Here is a 24098-nt window from a genome sequence, read left to right as displayed (position 1 = left end):
CTACGCACCGGAGGGCAGTTGCTGCGTTGGAAAAAACGGTACGGGCGGAGCAAATATTTCAAGCGCGTCGCTCCAATCGACTACCCCATCCCCGTCAAAGTCGAGAAAGGGAAGGATGGAGTAGAATGCGTGTCCTCCACTTCGATCTCCCGTATGGTAGTGCGGTCGGGCGGTCTGCCCGCCTTGGCCACCTGTATGAGCATTGTCGTGAATCGGGCAGGCTCCGCCACCTGCTTGCTTCGCGGCCTCCTTGGCTTCAGCCGAATTGCGAAAGAGAACGTCCTCCCCATTTTTGAGAGCCTCGACCGCTTTATCAAAGGTCACTCGGCCGAATCGTTCAAGGCCACCACGAACCCGCTCCACGAGCGTTCCAACCAGCTTCCCGGCTGCTTGGCGCGGCGAATGGCCATCCATATCCATCAGGTTGACCGGGTCGTTGAACGCGTACCCATAAAGATTCAGTCCACCGGCGAACCGACTTGGATCCTTATTTATCCAAGTCCCGCTCTCGGGATCGTAGTCGCGAGCGCCAAAGCGCACGAGCCCCGTGTCTGGGTCATAAAGCCCGCCACCGAAACCAAAGGGCTGAAACCCAGCACTGCTATCGCTCGTGACGCGCCCCCACACGTCATAGTCGAGCGCCTGCGCGGCAGCCGTGTTCGTGCCCGAGTTGACGACGAGCCGCACGCTGCCGAGATGATCGCTGACGAGCGCATAGGTCACCCCGCCGCGAACCATGGCGTCGGGCACGTTGCCGCCGCGCGCGTAGACGAACTGCGTGACGACCCTGCCGCTCGCGTCCACCTCTGCTACGGGCTGCAATTCGCTTCGGTAAAGCCAACGATGGGTGAATGTACCGTTCCGGCGCCGACCGATGCGCCTGCCGAGGGCATCGAGCTGGTACTCGATGCGGACCCCGGACGCGAGCTCCACAGACACCAGATTTCCTCGGCCATCGTACGAATATTTGGTGACGCCCGCGGGAGTGGTCTTGGTCGCGCGCTCACCACGCGGCGTGTACGTGAAGGTTGCATCGCCGCGGCGTGTGAGGCGATCTTGTTCATCGACATGTGCCCCGCCGTCGGTACGATTGCCGTTTGCGTCGAAGGTAAATGCGGCTTGTTCGACGCCATTCTTGGTAACGCGCGCAAGCCGATTGGCCACGTCGTAGCCGTAGCCCCAGAGCACGCCGTTTTCTCGCTTTTCAACGAGCTGACCACGGGTGTTGTAGGCGTAAGCCATGTCCAGGGAGGCACCTGCGCCGCTAGCCTTGTAGGTCGCGACCTCCCCGTGTGCTGTAAAGGTGTAGATCTCGGAGAGGCGCCCCACCGTGCGTTTCGACAAGAGCCCCGAGGCGGCATCTCTCGATAGCGTGACGGGGCCGAGGCCGGTGCCAAGGCCATCCGCGTCATAGGTGTACGTAAACGAGGCGCCCCCGGAAATCGCTTCGGTCTTGCGGCGCAAGAGCGGGTCATAGGTCCAGGTGATGGTGCCCGGGGCGCTCCCCGTGGCGGCGACGCTGGTCAACAGAGCGCCATCATAGCCCATACGCAGCGAGGCGTTGTCCGGCCCGGTGAAGGTGATCGCCTTGCCGGTGGCGGCGTCGTAGCCCATCGCCACCGTGCCGCCGGCGAAACGCATGGTCGCGGGGCGTCCGGAGCTATCGCGCTCCACGACCGTCTGCGCGCCGTCCTCGTGCGTGAATGAAGCCAGGACGCGATCGGCGTCGTAGGCCATCGAGCGCAGGCCGGTACCGGGCGCACCATAGGACGTTTCGAGTCCGTCTTTGGCGTACGTCATGGTGTGCGCAGGCTTGCCCGGAGGCGTGAGTGTGAGCACACGGTCGAGTGCGTTGTACCCGAATGTGGTGCGCGCCCCATCGGCTCGCACCGACGCGGTAACGCGCAGCGCGGCATCACGCTCCACCGAGACGAGGGGCCCCAGAGCATCGGCAATGCTCTTGAGCGCCCCGGAGTTGACGTCATATCCGTACGTCACCCGCCGGTCGCCGCGGATGATCTGGGCCGTGTGCCCGCGATCATCGTAGGTGACTTCGAGGGGAGCGAGCCCCGGCGCCTCCACGCGCACGACCCGCCCATCGGCATCGAGCACAGTGCGCGCTTGCCGTCCGCCTGCGCTGATGTTGGTCCATGTGCGTGCGGCCGCGTCGTACGTCGAGCTGGACGCACCGTCCGCCGTCGTGCGTGTTCCATCGAGCCCGAGGAGCGAGCCGTCGGTGTCGAAGCGCGCGGACCAATTCGTATCGATGGTGCGCTTGAGACCACTGGGCAACGTCACGACCTCGTGCGAAACATAGGGTGCCATCATACCGAAGCGCGGATCTGCAGCTGCAAGGGTATCCACCTTCGTCCCATCTGGCAACGTAACGTGCGCTCCGCGATCCGGATCGGTCGTCAACACGGTCTTGGTCCCATCTTCGTGCGTAACGGTGCGCACATCCCCCGTATCGCGCCCTCCCGACGCCGAATGCAGACGCGTTCGTCCAAGTCCCGTGGTGATTCGGGTCTGCAACGGGGACAAGCTCTCTCGCGAGAGGGTCCACGTCGCGTTCTCGGGGCCTGCGTCGGTCAAGAGGTTTCCTCGCGCATCATACTGCATCGCGTGCACGCCACCCCCCGCATCGAGACGCTGCTCGAGCAGCCCGCCCGGCCCGTACGAAAGCTTCTCTTCGCGCCCGAGCGGGTCGGTCACCTTCGCGAGGTACCCGTCCGCATCGTATGCTAGGAGCGTCGTCTGCGAGAACGGCGCGACGATGGACGTTGCCCGGCCATTCGTGTCGTAACCGATCACCGTCGCATTGTGATGGTTGTCCTCGACGCGCGCGAGCTTCCCCGCGCCATTGTACGAAAAGCGTAGCTTTACGGCGTTCGTGAGCCCGTCGAGGGTGCGCAGGTGGCGGCCGTTCGTGTCAAAAACGTAAATCTCCGAACCGTCGCCACTGACGATCAACTTTTCGCCATTCGTCGTCGCTGGAACGACGGGGTGCAAGCGCAGGATCACGCTGTCGGTAAACTCGGATGTGTAAAGATCACCATTGGGGCTGAGCACCAGCGCGGACGGAACGGTATTTGCGACACGCCGAGCCGGTTGCCCGATCGCTCCGCTCACCGTCGGGATGTCGCCGCCTCCGGCGAAGGTCGAGATGCGGCCGTGGTAAACGCGACGAATGCGGCCTCCGTCGGAGATGTAGAGCGTGCCTTCCCCATCCACCGCGAGTGCTCCCGGAAACTCGAGCTTGGCGAGGCGCGCATCGCCCCCGTCGCCATTGGAGCCTCCCCCGGCGACGGTCATGATAATCCCTCGCGGGTCGATTCGCCGCACCCGATTGTCGATGCCTCCACCGCGCTCGGAGACGTAGATCGCACCATCCGGGTCTACGGCAATACCGGTGACATTGCTGAGGCTTGCGCGCAAGGCGAGCACGTTCTCGCCGCGGTCGGTCCCTCCACCCGCTACCCGGCGCGCATAGCCGCCGGGTTCGAGCTGCACGACGATGTTGTCCGTCGTTTCCAGGACGTACATGCTCCCATCAGGCCCAAAAGCAACATCCGTGGGACGGGGGACATTGGCCTCTATTGCGGGAACACCCGAAACGTTGACGCTTTGCGTTCCACCACCGAGCACCGTTTGGATGATGCCGTCCTTGGTCACGCAGCGCACCCGATCCTGATACTGGACGCTAAAGCACACCGCGCCATCGAACGGGCGGACCGCAATCGACGTCGGAGCAGAAATGTCTGCGGACGTAGCGGGTCCGCCATCCCCCGAGAATCCGTCGACGCCAGTGCCGGCGAAGGTCGAGATGATGCCGTTGACAACCTTTCGAACCCGATTATTGGACGCATCGGCGATGTAGAGCGTCCCGTCGGCGGCGCGCGCGAGACCCCAGGGGTAGTTCAAGTTCGCGGCCGTCGCCGGACCACCGTCCCCATCGTATCCGGGGCTGAAATTCCCTGCGATGTGCTCGATCACGGCCTGCGGATCGGGCTCGTTCTGCCGCCCGTCGCCGAAGTAAAGGACTCCATTGCCGGGGTCGTAATTTTGGAGCCCTGAGAGTGCCCAGCCACCAAATCCGAGCCCTTCCTGTGGAAAGGTGCCGAGGTTCATCTCGTAGGTGCGCCAGAACGTGAACTCGCGGCGCGTCGGATTTTGAGTGATGGGACCCGATGCGTCGGTCCACATGCCGAAGGCGGGAGTCGTTGTGTAGGCGCTCTCGTAGACGAGCCCCACGCGAACGTATGCACGCGTTCGGCCGGGCCAAGCGCGCCCGTAGGCATCCTTGCCATCCCACACGAAGGTGTGGGTCATGTTCGGCGTGACGGCGTCGTACGTCTTGGTCGTTCGAACGCCCAGCACGGCGATTTCCACCTGGGCGCGCTTGGCGGACGCGGGAACCGTCGCCTCCGTGATGGGGATCGTCAAGGTCGATGATTCGGTGTGCCCCGCCACCCGCTCCGAGCTGTAGTGAAGCTCCAGCCCGGTGCCCACCACCGGGATCTGCTCGGTGAGCAGCCGCGATTCACATAGGATGGTCGAATTGGCTTTCTGCACATCCTCTTTAGGACGGCACCCGTTCGACGCTCCGTCCGCTGCTTGAGCGGGATTGGCGGCGTCGGCGGCCGGAGCCTGTCCCCAGTTGAAGTCGTAGGTGGAGAAGTGCTGCAACGGAACACGGAAGAAGCTCTTTCCGACCGGGGCTATGGGCGCGCTCGCGTCGATTTCGGCCTGCGTGATGCCGAGCGCCGCAAGCACGGTCGCACTATCCGCCTTGCCGTCGCCGTCCGTATCGTACCCGCGCTTTCCGTTCGCGCCGTTCACCACGGCCAGCACTCGGCCGGATTCGCTCGCTTTCCACGCGTCCATCTCGGGCGCGAACGCGCCGGAGGGAACAAGGGTCCCAATCTTCATGGACAAAAAATTGTCCACGTACGCCATGACGGTCTTATCGAAAGAGACCTCCCGAGCGTCCTTTGTCTCGTCGAACCCGAAGTTCGAAGCATACGTGTAGGCGCTCGCGGGAGGCAGTGCACCCGGCATGGCCTCGTCGCCCAAGTCGCCGCGGGTGTACTCCGTCACGCGGAATGTACCGGAGCCAAGAGGCGCCTTGGTGCCATCGGCTTTCGTGACCGTCGCGCGAACACCCGGCGGAAAGAGGATATGCGCCGTCCGGGCTGCTGCGTCATCGGCTACCGAGGGCTCCCCGCTGGCGAGCTGCCAGGTGCTCCCGCCGTTGAATTGAACGGCCGTTGTCCTCGCGCTCGATCCAAGAAGGACGACATCGTCCAAATTGCGAAAACGATTCAGCCCGGGCGTAAATCCGCGCTGCGCCTCGATGAGCCCTGCCGCCGAGTAGCGCAGAAAGATGCGCTCGCCGCCGTTCACGGCGAAGTCGTACCAACCGTCGGTGCTGGTCAAGGTCTGACCGTACTCGGGATGGTTCGGGGCGACGACCTTTGCGCCTGCAATGGGGTGCCCGTTACCGTCGAGCACCCGCCCTCGAATCACGCTCTCGCGCGACGGATCCAAGGTGCCTGCCGCGACGCCCGATTGCCTGGCGTTCGGACCGGAATAGATGAATCGCATGGCCTCGTGGAAGTTCACCGGCTTCGTGGGATCGATGGGCGGAGCCTCGCCGCTCGGAGGCGGCTCCCCGCTGCTGCATCCGCCGAATGACGGGAGCATGACCACGAACAGCAGGCCAAGCGCCGATAGAAATCTCGAAGAGAGCCCTGGTTGCATCGACGAACCTTCCCGTCTTTGGACTATCAGCTATGAGGCGCGCTGTTGCGAATGGGCCGCAAGCTCTGCGCATCCTCCACGTTACCGTCGGCGCACGGATGCCTTGTCCATGCTACCGGAAGCGCAGATTGTACGAAATCGCTGTCATTTGCAATGTCGAATTTCACGGGTCGCGCGCGATAGTTTGATGTCGGCAAATGGTAACGAACGTGCGGCGAATTGATTTATCTTTGCGGCACCAAATTTCCCGCAACCGATTTTGACCGTGGTCGATGAAACCCAGTGCCCGTTTTAGACCACGGCTCCCGTCGCGTAGGTGTGGTCGAGTGCGGGCCAATCGTTCCGTCTTGGGCGACCGTCTCGGATGTCCGGGTCAAGAGGACATCGAGCTTGCGGAACTTGACGCCTGCGATGGATGGGTGCCCCAGTCGGATCGTGTACGCCGATGACGCCGAAGCTCCCAACGGGAAACGGCTCGCTCCTTGTGCGCGTCAAACTCGCTCCGCTCCGGACACCATGGCTCGTGCGTCTCGATGCGGGCTCGATGGGCGCCCTTTACGAGTGCGCCGTGGTGGTCGTTGGAGACGGCAGAACGTTCTTCACGTGCGGCATGCACCACTTCGATCGGCCCGATGCGGAGATCTCGATGGACGATCCGCGCGCCGCGATAGCGTGGCTCGACGCATTTCACGTCTACCAGCTCACCGAGGATCCCGTGCTGGCTTCGGGGCATACCTTCCGGCCCGACGATCACGCGCGCCGGCGCGTGCTCGAGCGATGGCCCGATGCGCGCCATCGGGCAAACGACGGCGGCACAACCCGTTCGAGCTATTTCGATTTCTCGACCAAACGGCAAAAGCCCGCCAAGTCTCCGACGTGGTCCCGACCATCATGCCGTCGCTCGCGGCGATTCTCCTGTCGGAGGAGCGTAAGCTCGGTCGTCCTCTCACACGGGCCGAAGTCGAACACCTCGTCCAATCGGCCCCAGCCGCGATTGGCGGCGGTCGGCGGGGCGGTCTCAATGTCGTTCATATGGATCCGGAGCAGCTCGCGGCCCAAGCCGAGGGGCCGCCTTCGTGCTCGGCCGGCGGGCCCTCATCGACCTCACGACGGTCGTCATTGCGGTGTTGCCCTCGGGCTGCTCACGAAGTTCAAAAAGCTCCGAGAGCCGTTGCTCATTGTCGCCGCGGGGTGCGCGGGGCTCATGCTGGCGGGCGAGTCGCTTCGATGAGTCGCGCACGCCCGGCGATCCCAAGATGGACGATTTCAGGGGCGTGCGGCGCCCCCGACGTCGCCTGTGTCGCGCTGTCGTGAGCTCGCCCGATGGCTCCGTGGACTGTTCAATCGACAGCATTGCCACGACACGATGCCCACCATGGATCGACAGGAGGTTTGAGCTCAAGTGCTGCGAATACGCTTGGAATTTGTCATGACCGTCGCACAATGGCACCCATGCCGGGGCCAGGTAGGGAAGAAGCGATTCAGATCACGCTTCGCGTGGCGCCCGAATGGCTCCTTCGTGCGGACGCCGTTGCTCGACAGATGGATCGCCCGGGCTACTCGTGACGCGAACCTCCGTGATTCGGATGGCGTTGGTGCAAGGGCTGGACATGCTCGAACGCGCAGCGGCGGGCATGAAGGACAAGGAGCCCGCGCCAGAGCCTGTACAAGCTGGATCGCGCGCGACAGATGAAGGGGGTGTGCGCGGTGCATAGGAGCCGGGCGTCCCGCACTTCGCCGAGGAGGGAGCTGGCCATGGCGGGCGCAGAATCATCGGCCCAACCGCCTGGGTGCATAAACAGCGCCGGTCTTGCTCGTCCACCTGGAAGACCGTTAGGATCCCGCACCATGCGGTGGGGCATCCACGACGAGTGGTGGGTCGATGATCCTTTTGGAAGGCGGTGGCGCTTCTGGCTCGCACGGGAGCACGAGACCGGCCTGCCGATCCCGCGCCGCGCACATTCGGACGATCCGCTTTGGCATATCATCCGTTGTGCGTTCAATCACGGCCAGGCCATCGAAGACCATCCCGCGCGCGAGCTCCTTCAAATCTACGACGCGCTTACCGGCGCTCGCCTCGGCGACGAGCTTCCCCAGCCGACGCGAGACCCCCGGCGTCTCCTTCGCGGATTTCGCGACGAGCTCGAAGCGATGCTCCATGACGCCGTCGAATCCGGGGTGCTCCGGTTCGAGCGCGACGAGCTCCCCTGGCCGTTTCCCGAGAAGAACGATGAGCCGGACGACCCGCGGCCGGACAATCCACGGGACGAGGACCAGCCGCGCATGCGCCTGCGCATTTGGGTGTTGGATGGCGATCGGCAGCCGATGCCGGGTGCGCCGTACCGTTTGCGCATCGGCGGCGTGGTGCGCGTGGGCACCGCGCGCGACAATGCCCTCATCGACGAGCGAGATCTGGAGCTCGCCGATGAATGCAACCTAGAATGGGGCGAGATCCCCCAGGACGACCCGCGCCGCGGCCTCCAGGACTATCATTACGAACGACGCCTATTCACGAATACCTACGGGGAGGATGCGGGGCACATCGATCGCAAGCTTCACAACCTCGCGTACCGCGAAGAAACCCGAAAGGCGAACGTGGCGGCCTTCGAACGTGACTATGGTGTGAAAGCTAACGAGCTCACCCCCATTCACCACGAAGGGCGCCGGAGGCCGGCGTAGGTGAGCCCGCTGCCGATCCCAGGGTGACCGAGCATGAGCGATACCCCCGACGAGAAGAACCGGATCATCAGCGCTGTCGGCGCCCCGCGGATGCTGCTCGGATACAACTACACGTGGGGCTTCGACAAATTTGGTTGGTATTTCGGTCCCCACTGGCGACCAGGGGACGCTGTCGATCCCGACCAGGGAAAGACCTACGAGGAAATCTTCCACGACGAACAAGATCCGCAGAAACGAGAGCGTGGACCGGAGCCTTGGCAGGAAAATTGGCTGACGTGTCTTCCCAGGAACCTGGAGCTCCTGAAATCGAAATGGGATATTCGCATCATTCGAATCTTTCTTCTATGCAACGCTCAGAACTTGGGGACCTCGAACAACAGCGCTCGAACATGGGCCTTCGCTCGGACGCTCCATCCGCGGTTTCTGAGGCACCTGCAGACTCTGTTCGACACGGTTCGACAAAAAGAGATGAAGGTGATTCCGTCGATCCTCGACTTCGGGGTCGCCGATCCCGTACATCGATGGGAGAAGAGGCATCACATCGTAACGGATCCTGCCATGCGTTCGACGTTCGTCGAGCAGATCGTTACTCCGTTCGCGCAGCTCGGAAAGTCGTATCGAGACGTTATCTATGCTTGGGAGGTGATGAACGAGCCCTCGTGGATGAACGCGGCCATTTGGCCCAACCACACGGTCCGCGTGCCGGCCGCGAGCGTGAAAGAAATCAACGCTTTCTTGGGAGCCGTGCTCGAGCGCATCAAACGCGAGGACCCGCAGGCGAAAACCACCGTCGGGCATCGCTACTATCGGGACCTCGACACCTACGAGACGGGAGACCTCAAGCAATTTCACTACTACCCGAGTTATTACCGTGGCCTCGGCGGTGTGCTCGATATCGTGCCTCTGACGGACCCCGAGCGCCTTCCTGTCGTTTACCGAGAATCGCCGAAGCCCATCCTCGGAGAGATCGGCGCCACCGCCCATCAAGGGGAGCCATGGCTGGAGCTCGATGACAAAGACATCGGGAGCGCACGAAATCGCATACGAGAGCGGTTGCTGCAGGCGGAGAGGAAGGGATACGCGCTGACATTGATCTGGCCCGACATGGACTGGAATAAAGATACGAGCGACGATCATCTGAAGCTGTCCCCGAGCGCCCAGCAGGGTCTCGACGACTTCAAGGCGCGCCCGAAGCCATAACGGGGAAGGGGCGAGACGTGCAGAGCCGGTTCCGGATCGCGCTGAAGCTCCTGATCGTCGCGGGTGCGCTCGTCGCCCTTGGAGGCATCGCCAGCCTCTTCGTGATCCTCCGTGGATATGGCCAATGCAACGATGAAGTCGTCCCTCCGCCGCCACGACCCGTTTCGCGCGCGGTGCCGGGCGGCGGCGTTCAGGCGCTCATGTTGGCCGGGGATACGAGCTGCGCTTCGATGAAGGACGGTTCCGTCTGGTGCTGGGGCGACGAGAGCCCCTTGGCGGCCTCGCTCGATGGATCCAATTCGGAATTCGGCGCATCGGCGGCCGCGAAAACCGTTGCTCTCGGGGCGATGGGTTATGGTTGTGAGCTCGATGTCGCGGGCCATGCACGCTGTTGGTCGAGCCAAAAAGAAGGCGTGGTCCGTGAGCCCGTGGCACGACCTCCTCGCGAGGCTTCGTTCGTCCGAGTCGTTGCGGGGAGCAATCGCGGCTGCGGGCTCGATGCGGCGGGGCATGTGACGTGCTGGGATGCGAATGGGCACTTCCAGCGCCCTCGATTGGACGGGGCGACCTCGCTGGCCATCGGTTCGAGCTTCGTCTGCGCCAGCATGCGCGACAAAATGATGATCTGCGACCGACTGGCATCGAACGAGGACGACCGACCGAGTCCTCAATCACCGATGGACCATTGCAGAGAGCTCGCCGTCACCGATTCGGGATCGTGCTGCTTGGACGAGCAGGGCCAGATATTTTGTGAGTCATCGACGCGCCCGCGCGCGAAGATACCGCTGGAGCCGATGGTGAGCCTGGCGGGCGGGGGCGCGGACGGAACATGCGCGCTCACGCGAGCGGGAGACATTTGGTGTTGGGATATCGGCCCGTTCGGTGCTTGGGGTGGAGCCCCAAAACACGTGAGCACGGTCCCCGGCGCCGCCCGGCTCGCGCTATGGGATTTCGCGGGCTGCGTGCAGACGGAGAGCGGTCAAATCCAATGTTGGGGAAACGACATCCTTCCAAACAGCACCGCTCGCGCGTCGAGCAGTGACGTTCCTCGACCCCTCGCGGGGATCACCGACGCGCGCGATCTCGCGGTCGGCAGCGATCAAGTATGCTTCCGAAGCGCTGCAAGCGGGTGGCGTTGCTTCTCCCGCCACGCCAGCACGGCGGCCAGCGAGAGGGCCGTACGAATACCGATTCAAATCCTCGATGCACGCCCCGCGCATCGATTTGCTTTTGGCAAATTCGCATCTTGCAACATCTCCGGCGAAGGAGCTGCACATTGCTCCAAGGGTGCCGGCTTGGCTGTCGCCACGGCTCCGATCGATCTCGATCAGACCGTGCAGATCGTCGTGGGAGAGCACCATGCGTGCGCGGTGCGCAGCAGCGGCCAGCTCTGGTGCTGGGGCGCGAATGAATCGAAACAAATCCGCGACGCGCCCGACGCGGTGGTGGAGAAACCAATCCCGAGCGCGGGCTCTCTGGGCAGCGTGAAGAGTGTGGCCCTCGGCTCCGCGTTCACGTGCGCGCTGACCGAGGGCCAACCCGTGCATTGTTGGGGCGACAACCAGGTGAGCGAGCTCGCAGGGACCGAGTCGGCCCTGCAAATTGCCGCAGGCAACGGCCACGCGTGCGTCCTTCTCGATGGGGGACGCGTCAGGTGCTGGGGAAGCAACGAGCATGGCCAACTTGGAGACGGCACGACGGCGCGTCATCCCCTTGCGGTCGACGTTCTCGGGATGGATGGTCCCGTCCAGCAAATCGTCGCCGCGGGCGATCGGACGTGTGCGCTCGCCACTTCGGGACGGGTTTTTTGCTGGGGCACGACGATGTATTGCGGCGGGGCCGCGCGATGCAGCAAGAAGGCGCAGTCCAGAGCCGAGAGGGTTCCCGACCTCGAGGACGCGGTCGAAGTCGCGACGGGCACTCTCCACACGTGCGCACGCCTTCGGAACGGTGCCGTCGCTTGCTGGGGCTCCAACGAGATGCACGCGATCTCGGCGGGTGTCCCCCTCGTCGAGGAGAAAAACCCGCTCGGCCACGGCTGCTACCGCACGGAGAGCGTCGAACCAGCCGGTACGGACAAGCCGGTGCCCGTGATCTGGTGAGCCGACGGGCGCGACACCACGTGCGCGCGGACGCGAAGGACACAGCTTCCTGAGGAATGCGTTCATGCTCGCATCGTCGCACGTTCGTTCTGCGAGCACGCTCACGACATATTTCGACGAGCTCGAGGATGCCTTTCGCGCCGTCCCGGAGCTCGTTGATCGCGGAGAGGACCTCGCCTGGATTTCTGAGTTTGGCGAGCCGCTGCGTGAAGGTCGAATCGTCGATGTCCATGCCCGCTTCGGTGAGCAGCATGGCCATATCGTCAGCGAACTTCTCCGATTGCATGTACACGTCCCAGCGCGGCCCGGCGACCCGCCGTGGGCCAAACGTATCCCTCCCCGACCACGCACAACGTTGGTGTTTCGTATACGATGTGCATTGACACCCTTACGAAGGAGGATATTTTCGGGCAGTGGGGAATCGTCTCATCGTGTGGAGGATCGACTGCCGAACGACATACTGCCAATCGAGGACTCGCGACCCGTCGATTGCCTCAGCGAAACGCTCGCCGTTGCATTCGTGGAGCAAACCCTCGATGAATTCGCCCGTTCGACGGTCGAATCCCACGTGGATGGCTGCGAGCCGTGCCGGAAGCTCTTATCGAATCTCGCGGCGCTGGTCGCGCGAGACGCTCCGATGCCTCCGTTGGAGGACGTCTCTCGTGCTCCCCACCTGCATGACGCGGGCTCGGCTCCGAGGGATCCGCTTTCGATCGGCGCCGTCATCGGACGCTACGTGATTCTCGCCCCGCTCGGCAGCGGCGGGATGGGGGTGGTGCATATGGCTTTCGATCCCGAGCTCGATCGAAAAGTGGCCATCAAGTTCCTGCGCCCCGAGCTCGGAGACATCTCTGCGGAGGCCGAAGGACGGCTTTTGCGCGAAGCCCGCGCGATGGCGCGGCTCACGCATCCCAATGTGGCCACGGTCTACGACGTGGGCGCCGCTTTCGGCCGCATTTTCGTGGCAATGGAGCTCTTCGACGGGGGGACGCTCGCGCATTGGATTCGCGAGCAACCGCGCGCCACCCGGGAGATCCTGGAGCATTTCGAGAAGGCGGGGGCGGGGCTCCGCGCCGCCCACGAAAAAGGGCTGGTCCACCGCGACTTCAAGCCGGACAACGTTTTGCTCGGCCGCGACGGGCGCGTTTGTGTGACCGATTTCGGACTGGTCCACGCGCGCGTCTTCGATGGGGAGCTCGAGCACGACGGGCGAGCCCACGATCCGGTCGTGACGGAGAATGGAGTGCGGTTCGGGACGCCTGCGTACATGTCTCCCGAGCAACATCGCGGAATGCCCACCGATGCGCGGAGCGATCAATTCAGCTTCTGCGTCGCACTTTACGAGGCGCTCTACGGCGAGCGTCCATTTCGTGGCAGCACGCCGCGCGAGCTGCTCGCTGCGATCGAGGCCGGCCCTACCGCCTTGCCTGCCAAGGCACGCGACGGTCGAAATCTTTCGGCCAAGGTGCGCGATTCCCTGCGCCGGGGGCTCAGCGCCAATCGGGAAGACCGCCATCCGCACATGGCCGAGCTCCTCCAGTCGCTCGCCCCGGCCTCGTCCCGTACGCGAAAAATGACCGCGTTTGCGCTCTTCGCTGCCGCCGCGTCGACCGTCTTTGCCTTCGCGCGAATGACGTCGACGCCTGCCCGCGCGCCCGCGTGTTCCGGGATGGAGGCCGCGCTCGCGAACGTGTGGGACCCCTCGGTGAAGGAGCGCGTTCGCGCGTCGTTCGAGGCGACGAAGAAGTCCTATGCCGGCGCCGCGTTCCAGCAATTGGACCGTGAGCTCGATGCGTATGCGCGCGATTGGATCGCGTCGCGCACGGATACGTGCCGGGCCACCCGTATCCGGGGGGATCAGCCCGATTCGGTGCACGCGCTGCGAACACTCTGCCTCGATCGACGTCTCGGCGAGCTCCGCGCGCTCACGGAGGTTTTGGCCACCGCCAATGCGCGGGTGGTCGAGCAGGCATCGAGCGCGGCCGGCCATCTGGTGCCCATTGCCACGTGCAACGATACCGTTCTCTTGGCGTCTTCCTCCAAGGCCCCGCCCGATCCGGCCAGCCGCGCGGCGATCGCATCGCTCGAGGCGAAGCTCGATGTGGTGAAGGCGTTCGGCGATGCCGGCCGTTATCGCGATGCGCTCGAGCGGGTGCGGCCGCTCGCCGAGGAGGCAAAGGCCGTGGGCTTTCGCCCGCTCACGGCGCGCATCGCATTGAGACGCGGAGTTCTCGAGTTGGCGGTCACCGATCTCGCGCACGCCCAAGCCTCGCTGCTCGATGCGCTCTGGCATGCGGAGGCTTCGGGAGCGGAAGAAACCACGCTCGAAGCGTGGTCGGTGCTGGGTCGTGCTTACGTGCTCGAAGGGAAGATCGAGCCCGCCTACGGTGCGCTCGCGCGTGAGGAAGCCGCGCTCGAGCGAGTGGGCCATCCGATCCAGTTTCACGATGGATGGGTGGAGGCCAAGGCGATGGTGGCGCTCTTGGCGGGCAAAGCCTCCGAATCGGTGTCGCTCTGGCGCGAGCACCTGGCGGCGCTCGAAAAACGTTTGGGACCGAACGATCCCGAGTTGACGCTCTCCCTCGGTCAGTTGGGGCACGCGCTCGTCTACGTGGGCGGCTTCGACGAGTCCGCCGCCGTGTTGGAGCGCTCCGTCGCCATTCTCACGCGCGCGCTCGGGCCCGAGCATCCCCGAACCGCCGCGGCCATGCAGCGTTTGGGTGAGACGTACGACGCGCTGGGCCGGCTCGAAGAGGCGGAGACGCTCTTGCGAGGGAGCCTCGCGCTGCAAGAGAAGGCCTTTGGACCGGAGCACACGGTCATCGTTTTTTCGTTGCTTCATCTCGGCTCGGTCGTCGACCAACGGGGACGAACGGACGAAGGATTCGCCCTCGTGCGGCGCGGGCTCGCGATCGAGGAGAAAACCTTCGGTCCGAAGCACCTGGCGGTCGCGTTCAGCCGCATGGCGCTGGCGGAGCTGGCATTGCGGCATGGTCTCTTCGCCGAAGCGCGAACCGTGATGACACCCGCCCTGGCCATTTGGGAGGCGTCCATCGGGCCGGACCACTTCGAGACGGTCGACGCCATGGTGCTCCTTGCGCGCGCGGAGCTTGCCCTCGGCGACAAGGCCGCGGCACCGAGGTTGCAAAAAGCCATCGCATACTACGATGCGCACCCGGCTCCCGCCGTGAAATCCGCCGAGGCTCGGTTCGCGTTCGCGCACCTGCCCGGCCTCACGCCGCTCGAAGCCCGATCGTGGGCTACGCGCGCCCGCGACGGTTTCTCCGCCGCCGGCCCGGGGGCGAGGGCGCGAAAGGAGGCCGTAGAAGCCTTCCTTTCGAAAATGCGCACGCCATAGAAAGAAAGTCTGCGACGGAGGCGAGCGAGCCGTGTCCTTACTCGCGCGCCCGCTTCACGTGGCGCAGGAGTGATCCATGCGAGCTATCGGCACCTTACTGCTTTCCTTCATCGCGTTCGCCGCGTGCAGTTCCACGAATAGCGCCGACGACGGGCGCGATCCCCCTCCAGGAAACGGCGGTAAGAAGTGCTACAACGTCGCGCTCAACGATCAGGACGGCTCGTCCGCCTGCGCGCATACCACGTGCCAGCCAGGGCGCTGGTGCCTGGACATTCAATGCCTCGAGGGCTGCATCGATACCTCCAATTGCGCAAGAGGAAGCTACTGCGATCTCTCGAATCCAAGCCGGATCGCGGAACGAAATGTCGGAACCTGCCGGACGCCCACGAGCGCGCAGGAAATTCCGTGTCCGCGGAGCGATGGTGGCTCGAATGCGACGTGCGGCGACGTGCACGGCGCCTATTCGGTGGTGCTCGATGCGGCGGGGTCGAACTCGGCGTGCAGCGAGTTTCCATCCTCCGTCGAGTGCACGCTCGCGCAAAACGATTGCAGCCTGACGTTCACGTGCAACCCCAATCCCGGATTTCGCAGCGCGACCCTCGATTCCAACGATCGTGCGACGTTTTCGGCGACGGGACCAAGGGGAGTGACCGGCGCATGCCGCGCGCAATTCTCCGTCGGGTCGAGGCCCAAATCCTTCCAATGGGACTGCACCTTCACCGGACAAGGAGGTTCGGCCGTGTGCAAAGGTGACGGGGTGGGGCGCTAAGCCGATTCTTCCTCCACATCGGCGTTCACCAAGTAGCGCCGCAGGGTGATTTCGAGGCTGCTTTGCATGACGCGAAGGAGGCTGTCGAGCTCCGCGCTCGGGACCTCCAATCGCGCGGACAGATCTCTTCGGAGCTCGTCGCTCAAGCGCTCCCGGGCGCTGGCGAGCCAGCGGGCAGCCGTTGCACGATGGACGCCGAAGAGGGCGCCGAGCTCGTCGGACGTCAGACCATCGAGGATGCCGTGCCGGAGAAGGTTGCGTTCGCGCGGGGTCAGCACATTCGCCGCCCTCTCGAACGAGGCTTTGAACTCCGCGCCGTATCGGGCTTTGAGGTAAGCCATTTCCGGACTCGGTTCGTTCGAGGCGAGCCCCGCCAGAAAGAGCGCATCCTCCGTGGGCACATCGCGCGGCCGCCGGGTCACGAACTGAAGCACGATGCGCACGATCCCCGCGCGCGCCCAATTTCGAAGCTCACCGCGGCCGGCATATTCGGCGATGCGCGGCCGGCCCCCGGGAGGAGCGACGAAGAACCGCTCGCGAACCCGCTGCGCGATCTCGCTCCGATCGGCGCTCGAGCGGGCAATGCGCGCGAGGGCGACGTCGATCTCCCGGAAATAGCGCGCTTCGAAGGTGGCGATGGCCTCGATCTCGCCACGGGCGCATGCGGATGCTAGCTCGAGATCGTCGAGGTGTTCGTTCGGCGCGTTGCCATCCATGCTCCGCATTCTATCCGAAGCCGAGGCCTCCGAATGCCACCGATGTCCAAGACCCGCCGCGCGCGGATTCACTCACGCATCGGCGGCACCGGCTACCACGGATGCGTTTCGAGGTGCTCGATATAGTGGACGATGCCGCGCTCGAGCCCCCAGGCAGGCTCGAAGCCGAGATCTCTTTGCGTCGAGGTCAAGTCGAGGGGCCCCTTCATATCCAGCTCGGAGAGGCGCCCTGGACCGATCTCGATTTCGCCGTTCGGCCGGCATTTGCGGACCAAATCGACGAGGTCGCCCACGCGCCAGTATTCGCCGCTCGAGACGTTGTAGGCGAAGCGCCCGAAGGGGCCTTTGGCGTCGAGCGTCCTCAAGGTCGCGGAGGCGACGTCGGCGGCGTGGACGAAGTTGAAGCCGTGATCTCGTCCTTGGTGAAATCGATAGGAGCCGGTTCGCTGGAGCGATTTTAGAATATCGCCGACGATCTCGGGCATCTTGTTTCCGGGACCGTAGACCTGGGCGATGCGCAGGGAAATGACGTCGAGACCGTAGTGCTTGGTGTAGACGTCGCCCAGCCACTCCGTGGTGACCTTGGATACCGCATAAGGCGTGGATGGCTTGACCGGTGTGTCGTCGCCGACCTGGCCGTCGACCGCGCCGTAGACCGTCTCCGACGAGAAGTTCACGAAGCGCTTGATCTTGGCGACGCGCGCGGCTTCGAGCAGACAGAGGGTCCCGTCGACGTTCGCGGAGAACGTTCCGATCGGGAAGTCGAGCGACAAGGTGGGGTGAGACATCGCGGCCGTGTGGACGATGGCTTCGACCTGGTGCCGCTCGAAGACGCGGAGAATGCGTGGAATGTCGAAGAGCTCGCCCTGCTCGGATACGATATCCGATTCGCCCGAGGCGACGAAATCCCGTGTGTAGTTCACGACGGGCTGGCCCCGATCGTGGAGCGCGCGGACGATGTATCGGCCGGTGAACCCCATACCGCCGGTAATGAGAACTGAGCCCATGGTCGTCCTCCTCACTCCGTGTAGGGCGGGCGGTCCAGGGCCCAGCTCGGGTCGGCGCCGAAGGGATGGTCCATGAAGAACACCCACGTGCCGTCGGGGAGACGCCGGTGCACTTCCATGCCATGGTGATGGACCTCCGTCTTCTTGCCGTCGCGGTCGACGCCGGTGATCAACCACTGCGAGCGTGTCATGGCGAAGTCGCCGGAGATCGTCGTATGGTGCGTGATGACGTCCATATGAGGCTTCAGGCCGATGTAGGCCGCCATCGTCTCGCGAATACCGGCCGCTCCTCGCGCGACCTTGGTCTCTCCGTGCACCTCGTCGACGCGGACGATGGAAGCATCGGGGTGATACATCGCGGCGGCCGCCTCGACGTCTTGCGCGTTGAACGCGCGTGCAAGCCATAGATTACAAAGTTCGGGGGAGGGAGCACCCATGGTCGATTCCTCTTTTCAATTGAGTGGCGTGTCTTGGAATCGGACGGTAAGCGCGACCGTATCGGACGAACAATGTGCGATTTTGCATATGGATGTTGCGCCGATGCACACCTGCAGCGGCGCGCGAATTCATGCGAGAACGTCGATATTCAATGAGCGGCCCGTGTGATCTGGCCGATCACCATGCAGCGGGCTCGAGGTCGTCGAAGTCGGGAGCCGCCGCCACGAACCAGGCGGATCGCTCGATCAAGAGGGGGCTCGGAGCTGCGCGTTGAAAACTGAAATTCGGACTTCCACCTTCGGGTCGAAGCCTGCAGCAACCGCAACTCCCCCGAGTAAGATCATTGGGGCCGGAGGTGCTCGTATGCTTCGTCCGGTGACAGCGATCCGTCCGCCAATCGTTCGAGCAATCGCGTGAGATCGTCCGTCACCCGGTGTCCGTTCGTGGGAGCGCGCGCCGGCATCGATGCTCGGCGGGTGGGTGCGACCGATAGGCGGGTGAGGATCACGCTCTGAAGAGGGTGCTCGCTCGCCGGTCTGCGGTCGACGACCGTGACCTCTCCGAAACCCCGCTCGCGCAGGAGCGTTTCCCAAGTCTCGAGCGCGACGAGAGGCGAACCTGGCACGCGCAGCTCATCGTCTTCGAAGCGCCACCACCCTTCGAGGAGCCCGAAGGTGAGGGTCGCGAAGACGTTGAACCCGGTCGTCTCGTTGAGCAGAAGGACGCCGCCTGGGCAGAGGAGCTTGGTCGCGTGGGCGAGGGTTTCTCGTATGCGTCGTGTCGCATGCAGGACGTTGGCGGCAAGTACGATGTCGTACGTGCCGGCCTCGAAGCCTTGCTGGGCCGGATCGCGCTCGATGTCGAGGCGCTGGAACTGGAGCCAAGAGCGATTGGTTCCAAAGGTCTTGCGGCCATGCTGGAGGAAGCCCGCGGAGAGATCGGTGTACGTGTATTCGACCTTGGAACCGAATGGAGTGATCGCCTCGAGGACTCCTGCGCTGGTTCCGCCCGTGCCTGCGCCAATCTCGAGGATCCGGGTCCTCTCCCGGCGCGCGACGAGCGCTCGGACCTCCCGCGCGACCAGCTCGTTCTGGTGCTCCGCGACCGGATCCCCACGGTAGATCGCCTCGACGAGCCGCATCGACGAGCCCGGAAACATCACATCGGTCGCCGTGAGCTCTCCCCGGAGCACGCGCGGGTACTCGGACACGCAGGTCCGTAAGAGCTCCGCGTGCGCGGTCACCTCCGGATAGCGGGTGACGAGGCGCCGCTGCATTTCCTTCGCGTCCTCGCTTTGGCGGCGCTCGACCTTGGGGGTCGCCACCACGCGCCCGTTCGTGCTCTCGAGAGCGCCGGCCTCCGTGAGGATCCGCAGGAGCGTGGCAAAGAGGCGCCGGTGGGGGGCGACGATCCCCGCGCGTCGTGCGAGCTCGTCCACCGTGCCGCCGGCACCGCGTCGTTCGAACAGGCCGAGCGATTGCAACGCGCCGACGAGCATTCTCCGTCCGAAGTCGTCCAGGGCGTCGAAGGCGGTGAGCATCCGGCGGAGGTCGAGTCGCGGACGGGGGTCCACCCGGAACTTGCCGAGGACGCGCGCCTCGGCCTTGAGCGGCATGGCTTGGGCTACGCGATGGGTGAGGAGGCGCTCGAGCGCGTCCATCCCCTCGGCGGGCGTGATCGAATGGACGCCGAGGGCGGTCATCCGCTGGCGATGCTCGTCGGTTGCGACGATGCCGACCTCGCCCCAATAGCCCCAGTTCACGGTTGCCGTCGGGACGCCCTGGTGGCGCAGCGCGTCCGCGAGCGCGTCCTTGAACGTGCATCCGGCCGAATAGTTCGACTGTCCGGCGTTCCCCGTGAACGACTGCGCCGAGGAAAAGAACGCGAAAAAGTCGAGCGGCTCGGCGCGGAGCGCGCGCGCGAGCACCACGCTCGCGCGAATTTTGGGCGAGAGCGCGCTCATGAGGGTCGCCTCGTCCATGTTTTGCACGAGGCGATCTTGAAGCACGATCGCCGAATGGAAGGCGCCGTGAATGGCGCCGAAGCGCTCTTTCGCCTCGGCGACCGCGCGTGCCATCGCCGCTTCGTCAATCGCATCGACACGGAGATAGAGCGGTTCGGCGCCGAGCGAGATCATGGTGTCGAGCGATCGCCGGCGGCGCTCGTCCAGCTCACTGCGCCCGAGCAGCACGAGGCGCGCCTTGGCGACGCGCGCGAGGTGCATTCCGAGCTCCAGACCGATGCCCCCGGCGCCGCCCAGGATCACGTACGTGCCGCGCTCCCGAAAGACGAGGCGATCGGGCTGCGGTACGGTCGCCTCGCGCAGGACGCGCTCCCAGCGCCGCCCGCGCCGCAGCGCGATCTCTTCGCCGGTTGGGCTCGAGGGTTCGGCCAAGAGCGCGTCGACCACGTGCTCGCGCAACGCTCCAGAGAGCTCCGCGGACGAGATGTCGAGACAGGTCACCTTCCACCGGGGGCGCTCTTTTGCGAGGGACTTGGTGAAGCCCACGAGCGCCGCGGCCATCGGGCGGACGACGTCGTCGCGGTGGACTCCATGCACGTCGGATGTCACGACCTTCAGATCCAGCGCGTCGTTTGCGGCGCCCTTCGCGCCGAGCGTCTTGATCAGACGAAAGAGCCGAAGGATCCATGTCTCCGCTCGGCTCGCGAGATCGAGCGAACGCGGGTCGATGGCTTCGTCGCATACCGCGAGGAAGTAGACCACGTCGGCGCCAGGTCGATCGACGATGGCGTCGTCGGGGGATGCCTGGATGACCACGTCCCGCGGGTGCCTGCGCGCGATCGCGAGGGCGAGATCCCTCGGAGCGCGGTGCGGTTCGCGGACGATGAGCACATGCCTGCCCGGTGCGGGCTCGCTGCTCACTCGCGGCGGCTCGAGGGGCTCGCGCCACTCGGGAACGTAGAGGCGGGTCGCGACGGCCTTCGAAGGCGGGGGCGTTGCCGTTGCCGTCGCCGTCGCGATTGCGAGCTTCGGTGCGCGAAAGGCCATGCCCTGGAAGATCACGCACGGGCGACCGGCCTCGTCGACGATGGTCACGTCGTACTCCGTGCTCCCCGTCTTGCGAACGTGGGCAAAGGAGCGTTTGGGCAGCGAAGAGCACACCTGCAGGCGCTCGAGGGCGAACGGAATGAGCAAGGGGAGCGTGGGATCGGTGAGCGCGTCGAGAGATTGAAGCGCTCCGTCGAGGACCCCTGGAAAGAGGTGGCTCGCGAGCGCACCGCGCCGCTCGAGGGCTACGATGGCCTCCCCACGATCCGCGGCGCGCCGGATCGCGCGTACGGTGCGAAAGGATGGTCCGTAGTCCAGGCCCCCGGCCGTGAGGCCCGAGTAATGGGTCTCGGCATCGACGAGCTCGGAGCATCGCGTCTGGATGTCGCGGAGCGGGACGATCGCCCGCGAGGAGTCCTCTGAGGCGGCCTCGCCGCGGCAGTGAACCCCGCCGGCGGTGAAGATCTCGAAGGTGAGCTTGCCGCTGTCCTTGCGCAGCCGCGTGCACACCTCGATGGGGCCAGCGGCCATCACGAGCGGTCGCAGCCACACGACGCGGCGAAGCGATTGGGCTCCGGCCAACTTCGAGAGCGCCTCGTGGGCGATCGCGAGGTACGCCACGGCCGGCAGAACGCGGCTGCCGTTCACGACGTGTTCGGAGAAGAGCGGATCGTCGGCCGAGAGGGTCCTCTTCTCGACCACGCCGTTCGCCGCGTCCGCGGGGGCGTCGATCTCCGGCACCCAGCAGCGGTCGCGGGCGAACGGGTACGTCGGTAGCGGCACGCGCCTCGCGCGTTCACCCACGTAGAGGGACGCGGGGAGCGGCTCGCCGCGCTCGTAGGCGTCCGCGGCGGCGATGATCTCCGGGCTCGACCCATCGCGCGATGGCTTCGCGCCTTGGAGGTGCTCGGAGATGTGGCTCGTCAGCTCGTCGATGGACCGCGCCACGAAGGCGAGGCGCTCGCGCAGGTGCATCCGCCCCGTTGCGAGGGTGAACGTCACATCGCGCAGGGACGCGCCCGGGTGTGCCCGAAGCCAGGCGTGAAGATCGAGCAGACGCTCGCGGAGCGCCGTGGGGGTTCGCGCCGAGAGGGCCGCCACCCGCCACCTACCCTCTGGCTCGGGCATGGTCGGGGGCGCGGGAGCTTCGCCCACCACGAGGTGCGCGTTCGTACCGCTGAAGCCGAAGGAGCTGATCGCGGCATTGCGCGGGCCTTCCCAGGGCCGGACCTCTGTCGCGACGAAGAACGGGCTGCTTTCGAGCCGGAGGTGCTGATTCGTCTTTTCGACGTGGAGGGATGGCGCGATCTTCTTCTCGCGCAGGCAAAGGAGCACCTTCACCAGGCCGGCGACACCCGCCGCCGTGAGCGCGTGCCCGATGTTGCTCTTGACCGAGCCGAGCGCACAGTAGCCGCGCCTCGACGTAAACTCGGAGAACGTCTTCGCGAGGGCGTCGATCTCGATGGGATCCCCGAGCTTGGTGCCGGTGCCGTGACACTCGACATAGGTGATCGCGTCGGGGTCGATGTCGAATCGACGATAGGTCTCGAGCTCGAGGCTGGTCTGGGATGGGCCACTCGGTGCCGTGATGCCGTTCGTCTTGCCGTCTTGGTTGATCGCGGAGGCGCGAATGACCCCGTGAACGTGATCTCCGTCCGCCAGCGCTCGGTCGAGGCGCTTTAGAACGAGGGCGCCCACCCCCTCGCCGGGAACGAAGCCATCGGCGCCATCGTCGAAAGGACGGCACTTGCCTCGCGGGGAGAGCATTCCGGCTTTGCTGCCGAGAATATGGAGCTCGGGGGTGACGAGGACGGCGACCCCGCCGGCGAGCGCGAGATCGCATTTCCCCTCACGCAGAGCCTCGCACGCCAGATGCACGGCCACGAGCGACGCCGAGCACGCCGTGTCGATCGCCATCGAAGGGCCGCGAAGGTTCAAATAGTAGGCGATCCTCGCGGCGAGAATGGACGCGTCGTTGCCCATGAAGGTATAACCCTCGAGCGGCACGCGACTCTCTTTGAGGAGGTTCTTGTAGTCCCCAGATGCGCAACCGACGAAAACGGAACAACGGCTCCCATCGAGTTGTTGTCCGGAGTAGCCCGCGTCCTCGAATGCGCGCCACGCCTCCATCAAGAAGAGACGGTGCTGCGGATCCGTGAGGCGCGCCTCGCGCGGTGACATGTTGAAGAAGTCGGGGTCGAAGCGGTCGATGTCATCGAGCACGCCGCCCCATTTGCTGTACGTCTTGTTGGGCGCGAGTGGATCGGCGTCGAAATGTTCATTCACGTTCCATCGGTTTTGCGGTATTTCGCGGACGGAGTCCCTGCCCAACTCCAGATTCGTCCAGAACTCGTCGACATTCTTTGCGTCGGGGAAGCGGCCGGACATACCAATGACGGCAATATCGATGTGCGATCGCTCCGGTCCTGCGGTCGGAGTAGGGGAAGCGGCCGGAAGTGCCGCCTGATGACCTTCGCGGTCACTATCATTTCGCGCCAGCTCGCCGAGAAGCACGCCACCGACCCGAGGGGTGATCGCACCACGGCGAACGAGATCCAGAATCTTTAGACGCGTTAAGGACATTCGGTGGGTCTTACGTCATTTGTATCGTGGATGCGAGCGCGCGCGGGAGCTTAAACGTTAATTTGATCCGTGCGATTCGTATACGAACGTTCTCGGCTGTATCGTGGATGCGAGCGCGCGGGGGAGCTTAAATGTTAATTTGATCCGTGCGATTCGTATACGAGCGTTCTCGGCTAGCGCTGTTGGTGAATATGGATTTTTGTCGACGTCATGCAAATAGGAACGAGCCTGTAGATGTGGGCTGGACCTGTAATGGGATGAACGTCGTAGGTGCCACCTTGGCACGCGTTGGCGCAATCGGCCGTGCTCGGAGCTGGAGCCGGTGAAGGTTTGCGCGATTCTTCCGTTTGGTGAAATTCGATCGATGTCGCGGATAGTCGACCTGGTCGCGCTCGATACGAGGGTCTAATGTGTCTTTGGTGCTAAGCGTAAAACGTATCCTCGAGTTGGTTCATACGAAGAAGATCTCTCCCGAG

At 64.6% G+C, this 24098-nt stretch carries 10 protein-coding genes; 5 read left to right on the top strand and 5 right to left on the bottom strand.

Features of this window, described 5'->3' with window-relative positions:
- On the bottom strand, positions 1–5760 hold the full coding sequence (locus tag LZC94_21275) for a hypothetical protein (protein WXB19744.1): 5760 nt from the start codon (positions 5758–5760) through the stop codon (positions 1–3).
- Between the two features lie 1848 nt (positions 5761–7608).
- On the opposite strand from LZC94_21275, the gene LZC94_21270 reads away from it, so the two are divergent.
- The 5 genes from LZC94_21270 (at position 7609) to LZC94_21250 (ending at position 15868) form a co-directional block, all read left to right on the top strand.
- Positions 7609–8439 (top strand): hypothetical protein, encoded by an 831-nt coding sequence (locus LZC94_21270; protein WXB19743.1) that lies wholly within the window; start codon positions 7609–7611, stop codon positions 8437–8439.
- Positions 8440–8472: 33 nt separating this feature from the next.
- Positions 8473–9639, top strand: coding sequence for a hypothetical protein (locus LZC94_21265; GenBank protein WXB19742.1), 1167 nt, complete (start codon positions 8473–8475; stop codon positions 9637–9639).
- A gap of 17 nt (positions 9640–9656) precedes the next feature.
- Complete coding sequence (locus LZC94_21260) at positions 9657–11741, top strand: hypothetical protein (protein ID WXB19741.1); 2085 nt, start codon at positions 9657–9659, stop codon at positions 11739–11741.
- A gap of 736 nt (positions 11742–12477) precedes the next feature.
- Positions 12478–15099: a serine/threonine-protein kinase gene (locus LZC94_21255; GenBank protein WXB19740.1), complete on the top strand. Its 2622-nt coding sequence runs from the start codon at positions 12478–12480 to the stop codon at positions 15097–15099.
- Between the two features lie 76 nt (positions 15100–15175).
- Positions 15176–15868: a hypothetical protein gene (locus tag LZC94_21250; protein ID WXB19739.1), complete on the top strand. Its 693-nt coding sequence runs from the start codon at positions 15176–15178 to the stop codon at positions 15866–15868.
- Here the strand turns inward: LZC94_21250 and LZC94_21245 are convergent.
- From LZC94_21245 to LZC94_21230, 4 genes are all read right to left on the bottom strand, one after another.
- Positions 15865–16584, bottom strand: coding sequence for a transcriptional regulator (locus LZC94_21245; protein ID WXB19738.1), 720 nt, complete (start codon positions 16582–16584; stop codon positions 15865–15867). The two genes, LZC94_21250 and LZC94_21245, sit on opposite strands and share 4 nt — an antisense overlap.
- 92 nt (positions 16585–16676) lie before the next feature.
- Positions 16677–17591 carry an NAD-dependent epimerase/dehydratase family protein gene (locus tag LZC94_21240; protein ID WXB19737.1) on the bottom strand — a complete coding sequence of 305 codons (915 nt, stop codon included), beginning with the start codon at positions 17589–17591 and terminating at the stop codon, positions 16677–16679.
- Positions 17592–17602: 11 nt separating this feature from the next.
- Entirely contained in the window at positions 17603–18028 is a 426-nt protein-coding gene (locus tag LZC94_21235; protein ID WXB19736.1) for a nuclear transport factor 2 family protein, read from the bottom strand.
- 341 nt (positions 18029–18369) lie between these two features.
- Positions 18370–23427, bottom strand: a complete 5058-nt coding sequence (locus tag LZC94_21230) for an SDR family NAD(P)-dependent oxidoreductase (protein WXB19735.1) — start codon at positions 23425–23427, stop codon at positions 18370–18372.
- Positions 23428–24098: the final 671 nt, after the last annotated feature.

Source organism: Sorangiineae bacterium MSr11954 (assembly GCA_037157815.1).
In the GTDB taxonomy this organism is placed as follows: domain Bacteria; phylum Myxococcota_A; class Polyangia; order Polyangiales; family Polyangiaceae; genus Pendulispora; species Pendulispora albinea.
The sequence above is the reverse complement of the archived record's forward strand: the minus strand, read 5'-3'. Positions and strand labels throughout refer to the sequence as shown.

Bases quoted from the DNA above. Each gene is read 5' to 3' on its own strand.
- LZC94_21265 (WXB19742.1), top strand. From the start codon at position 8,473: ATGAGCGATACCCCCGACGAGAAGAACCGGATCATCAGCGCTGTCGGC.
- LZC94_21245 (WXB19738.1), bottom strand. From the start codon at position 16,584: ATGGATGGCAACGCGCCGAACGAACACCTCGACGATCTCGAGCTAGCA.
- LZC94_21270 (WXB19743.1), top strand. From the start codon at position 7,609: ATGCGGTGGGGCATCCACGACGAGTGGTGGGTCGATGATCCTTTTGGA.
- LZC94_21235 (WXB19736.1), bottom strand. From the start codon at position 18,028: ATGGGTGCTCCCTCCCCCGAACTTTGTAATCTATGGCTTGCACGCGCG.
- LZC94_21240 (WXB19737.1), bottom strand. From the start codon at position 17,591: ATGGGCTCAGTTCTCATTACCGGCGGTATGGGGTTCACCGGCCGATAC.
- LZC94_21250 (WXB19739.1), top strand. From the start codon at position 15,176: ATGCGAGCTATCGGCACCTTACTGCTTTCCTTCATCGCGTTCGCCGCG.
- LZC94_21275 (WXB19744.1), bottom strand. From the start codon at position 5,760: ATGCAACCAGGGCTCTCTTCGAGATTTCTATCGGCGCTTGGCCTGCTG.
- LZC94_21230 (WXB19735.1), bottom strand. From the start codon at position 23,427: ATGTCCGGCCGCTTCCCCGACGCAAAGAATGTCGACGAGTTCTGGACG.